Origin of the sequence: Stutzerimonas chloritidismutans, assembly GCF_051486945.1 — a bacterium.
GTDB classification, from domain to species: domain Bacteria; phylum Pseudomonadota; class Gammaproteobacteria; order Pseudomonadales; family Pseudomonadaceae; genus Stutzerimonas; species Stutzerimonas chloritidismutans_B.
The window spans coordinates 1-4,212 of the sequence record NZ_JAHVDX010000011.1 but is presented as its reverse complement, the minus strand read 5'-3'; the positions used below and the strand labels follow the sequence as shown (position 1 = coordinate 4,212).

At 54.5% G+C, this 4,212-nt stretch carries 4 protein-coding genes, 3 tRNA genes and 1 rRNA gene; all 8 read right to left on the bottom strand.

Going from position 1 to position 4,212, the window contains the following annotated elements:
- A partial coding sequence (gene tuf, locus KXR72_RS20880; RefSeq protein ID WP_437423001.1) for an elongation factor Tu occupies positions 1 to 1,124 on the bottom strand: 1,124 nt, incomplete at its 3' end.
- Positions 1,125 to 1,208: 84 nt separating this feature from the next.
- Positions 1,209 to 1,284 (bottom strand) — tRNA-Thr (locus KXR72_RS20875).
- Between the two features lie 24 nt (positions 1,285 to 1,308).
- Positions 1,309 to 1,382: transfer RNA gene (locus tag KXR72_RS20870), tRNA-Gly, on the bottom strand.
- A 25-nt stretch (positions 1,383 to 1,407) separates the two neighbouring features.
- Positions 1,408 to 1,492: transfer RNA gene (locus KXR72_RS20865), tRNA-Tyr, on the bottom strand.
- A 142-nt stretch (positions 1,493 to 1,634) separates the two neighbouring features.
- Positions 1,635 to 2,294 (bottom strand): SPOR domain-containing protein, encoded by a 660-nt coding sequence (locus tag KXR72_RS20860; RefSeq protein ID WP_437423013.1) that lies wholly within the window; start codon positions 2,292 to 2,294, stop codon positions 1,635 to 1,637.
- Between the two features lie 12 nt (positions 2,295 to 2,306).
- Positions 2,307 to 3,044 (bottom strand): type III pantothenate kinase, encoded by a 738-nt coding sequence (locus KXR72_RS20855; protein WP_437423012.1) that lies wholly within the window; start codon positions 3,042 to 3,044, stop codon positions 2,307 to 2,309.
- On the bottom strand, positions 3,034 to 3,996 hold the full coding sequence (birA, locus tag KXR72_RS20850; protein WP_437423011.1) for a bifunctional biotin--[acetyl-CoA-carboxylase] ligase/biotin operon repressor BirA: 963 nt from the start codon (positions 3,994 to 3,996) through the stop codon (positions 3,034 to 3,036). The genes KXR72_RS20855 and birA overlap by 11 nt, the downstream gene beginning before the upstream one ends.
- 128 nt (positions 3,997 to 4,124) lie before the next feature.
- Positions 4,125 to 4,212, bottom strand: a 5S ribosomal RNA gene (gene rrf, locus KXR72_RS20845); the annotation flags it as partial.

Sequence of the window (4,212 nt, the reverse complement as noted above, 5' to 3'; positions counted from 1 at the left end):
CCGTCTTCCATAGCGATCGGCTTGATCAGGGTAACGACCATCTTGATGTTGTCACCCGGCATAACCATCTCGACGCCTTCCGGCAGTTCGCACGAACCGGTCACGTCAGTAGTCCGGAAGTAGAACTGAGGACGGTAGCCCTTGAAGAACGGGGTGTGACGACCACCTTCTTCCTTGGACAGAACGTACACTTCCGCTTCGAACTTGGTATGCGGCTTGATGGTGCCCGGCTTGGCCAGAACCTGACCACGCTCGACGTCATCACGCTTGGTGCCGCGCAGCAGCACACCACAGTTCTCGCCCGCACGACCTTCGTCGAGCAGCTTGCGGAACATCTCAACACCCGTACAGGTAGTCTTGGTGGTGTCACGCAGACCAACGATCTCGATTTCTTCCTGAACCTTGACGATGCCGCGCTCGACACGACCGGTTACTACGGTACCGCGACCGGAGATCGAGAAGACGTCTTCGATCGGCATCAGGAACGGCTTGTCGATGGCACGAACCGGCTCAGGGATATAGGTATCCAGCGTCTCGACCAGCTTCTTGACCGCAGTGGTGCCCAGCTCGTTGTCGTCTTCGCCGTTCAGCGCCATCAGCGCAGAACCGATGATGATCGGCGTGTCATCACCTGGGAAGTCGTAGGTCGACAACAGGTCACGAACTTCCATTTCGACCAGCTCGAGCAGCTCGGCGTCGTCGACCATGTCAGCCTTGTTCAGGAACACAACGATGTACGGAACACCTACCTGACGGGACAGCAGGATGTGCTCACGCGTCTGCGGCATGGGGCCGTCAGCAGCCGAGCAAACCAGGATCGCGCCATCCATCTGCGCAGCACCGGTGATCATGTTCTTGACGTAGTCGGCGTGGCCGGGGCAGTCAACGTGCGCGTAGTGGCGAACGTTCGAGTCATACTCGACGTGAGCGGTGTTGATGGTGATACCGCGAGCCTTCTCTTCCGGTGCGCTGTCGATCTTGTCGAAGTCGACACGAGCGGAACCGAAAACCTCGGAGCACACGCGAGTCAGAGCAGCAGTCAGAGTGGTCTTGCCATGGTCAACGTGACCAATGGTGCCGACGTTGACGTGCGGTTTGTTACGTTCGAATTTTTCTTTAGCCATCGAGACCGTCTCCCACCGTTGAATTGACTAGTCACGCCACCATTAAAACAAAGGCAGATATTCTCATATCTGCCTTTGGGTACCTGGAGCTCATGAGCGGATTTGAACCGCTGACCTCACCCTTACCAAGGGTGTGCTCTACCAACTGAGCTACATGAGCAAAACATGCCGCCTAGACCTAAACTGGAGCGGGTAGCGGGAATCGAACCCGCATCATCAGCTTGGAAGGCTGAGGTTCTACCACTAAACTATACCCGCCTATCTGTAGGCCTACGCTTAAATCTGGTGGAGGGGGAAGGATTCGAACCTTCGAAGTCGATGACGTCAGATTTACAGTCTGATCCCTTTGGCCGCTCGGGAACCCCTCCAAAACGAGGCGGCATTCTGCTTGCCTACCACCTCACTGTCAAGCACTTTCTCATTTAAAATCTTGAGCTTAGCGCTTTATTTGGCTACTCACGTCACACAGGTAAGAGCCTGCGCTTCGGAGCGGGCGCTATTCTATTTAAACTATTCCAATGTTGCAACGCTGGAGCACGGCATTTGTTGGCTTTCAAGAGCCGGGAAGTCTCTAGCCAAATTCTGAAGCATGTGATTACTCAGCAAACGCTGTCCTTTCTGAGCCACCTTCACCCAGTACCGACGATGCGCACGAGGCAATTCACGTATTGACGCCGCGTAATCCAGCGCCTGTAAACGAGACACGACGCTCTCAGCGGAATCTTTACGCGAGAAAATCCCGAGCGATACGCCATTTGCAAGGTCCCCGACCGTGATCACATAGCTATCAATATTCCTTGACTGGAGTTCACGTAGCTGCCGCAGGGAGGCCTGCCGCGAAACCAACGGCGGTAAATATACCCAGTAATCGACCCCAGCCTGCATATCCAACGGATGAACAACAGAATCAATATCTAAGCTAAGCAAACGCTGCTCTAAAGCTGTGGCTATCCCTTCTTCGTCGAACCCCCCCAGAAAGAGACACGAATCACCCGCCGACAAGTCGCTTTTGCGCGCCGGGGCCGAAGTTTCGCTTAATAGCTTTATCGTGCCTCGATCGGTTGTTCGCTCCTGATTAATCACCGGCCTAGGCTGCTTTGTCGGATTAGTCACCTGGTAGACGTAAAAAAGCACGTTCAGCGCGACCAGGATAAAAAAAAGCCAACGCATCGCCACCTCGCATTAAGGACAAACAACAGCCAGCCCGTCGAAAACCAAATCCGGAACGAACGTCACCCCTGGAAGATCGACGACCAGGGCCGCGTCTCCACCGGTCACGAAGACATCGAAGTTCTCACCAAGAGTCGTGCTCGCTTCGTCTAGCAGAGATTTAATGTAAGCCCGCATCATCCTGACGCACCCACGCTCAACTGCCTCTGCAGTGGACCGACCCGGGGCAAGATTAGATAAGGCAGCCTGCGCCTCTAGCGTCCCGTAATAGACTTTTCGAGTGTGACTTAATAGCTGCTCTCTCATCAAACCGATTCCGGGAGCAATGTAGCCACCCATATGGCGCCCGTCGTCGCCAACGAAGTCCACAGTTACCGCCGTGCCCGTATCGATTACCAAGCATGCGCGACCGCAGAGATGATAAGCGCCGATGATCGCGAGCCAACGGTCCATTCCGAGGCGCTCAAAATCTCGGTAACCGTTGATGACAGCACCTATCGCTCGTGATGGAACTGCTCGCGATACGTCTACTCCAAGTGCGGCGCCAACCGCACTGACAAGACTTGCAGTTTCAGCATCTCCCCTAACGCTCACCATCCGGCAATGGTCGATCGGCCTGCCAGCTGCAGAGATGGCTTGTAGCAATTCATCAACCCCAGCCGCAATGCCACGCAAGACTGGCCTGCCATAGACGCCACATACTATCCGCCACTTGATAAAACTGTTGCCGCAGTCGAGCTCAAGAATCATTGCCGAGCCTCAAGCTCAATTCACCACCACTAAAACGTTTTTCGACGCCATCAACGTCGAGCCTCAAAGCGCCCTGATCATCTACACCCAAGACGCGCCCTTTCACCTCAACAACGCCGGAACTTAGCACGCAGGCCTTTCCTTGCCATAGATGATTGGACTCCCATTCCTCGCGCATGCTGGCGAAACCAGAAAGTGCGTGCTTTCGCAGATAGCGTTCCAAGCTTTCACTGAGCAAACATGAGAGCTCATTCCGATCAAAGACCCGATTAACAACGTCCCTAAGGGATATACACGGCTGGGCTATCTCTAGTGCTTGGCCGACCATGTTTACATTTATACCTACGCCAATAACGACAGAGCATACGTCTGCAGGATCACCTATCAGCTCCAAAAGAATGCCGGCAATTTTCTTATCGTCGGCATATATGTCGTTCGGCCACTTCAACCCAACCCGGGCCACCCCACAACGAGTCAACGTCTCCAGCACGGCTAGTCCGACCACGAGACTCAAGCCAGCGAGACCTGCGGATCCGTTCGAAACACTCCACGCTAAAGAGTAATAAAGGTTTTTGTATGCAGGACTGACCCATTGACGCCCGCGTCGGCCCCGGCCGTTGACCTGACATTCAGAGATCACGATAAAAGGCGGCGGCACCCCGCGCTGGAGTAGCCGTAACGCCTCAGCGTTTGTCGAGTCGAGATGCTCCGCTACGTGGACTCGCCATCCCTGACGCCCTAAGAAAGCCTCCAGACGACCCTGGTCGAGCAAATCCAAACGTTCAGCCAGCCTGTAGCCCTTACCTGGCACTCGAAAAACCTCGATTCCATGCTCGGCTTCGAGTTTTTTCAAGCCCTTCCAAATCGAAGCCCTGCTTATTCCAAGCGCTAAGCCTAGCTCTTCGCCAGAATGGAACTGCCCGTCGCTAAGTAAGCCCAAGATACTGTTCATGTCGAACTCCTTTAGCAAGCTGAGCATAATAACGACCGTGCCAGGCGGCCCAGAACTTCTATTTCCCTTTTCCAGCCCACAAAGACAAACCCCCGGCCATCATAGATGGTCGGGGGTTTGGTGTATAAGCTTGACGATGACCTACTCTCACATGGGGAAGCCCCACACTACCATCGGCGATGCGTCGTTTCACTTCTGAGTTCGGGATGGGATCAG

What these genes read in the sequence shown, in the direction of transcription:
- KXR72_RS20860 (WP_437423013.1), bottom strand. Translation starts at nt 2,294, where the DNA reads ATGCGTTGGCTTTTTTTTATCCTGGTCGCGCTGAACGTGCTTTTTTAC.
- KXR72_RS20855 (WP_437423012.1), bottom strand. Translation starts at nt 3,044, where the DNA reads ATGATTCTTGAGCTCGACTGCGGCAACAGTTTTATCAAGTGGCGGATA.
- birA (WP_437423011.1), bottom strand. Translation starts at nt 3,996, where the DNA reads ATGAACAGTATCTTGGGCTTACTTAGCGACGGGCAGTTCCATTCTGGC.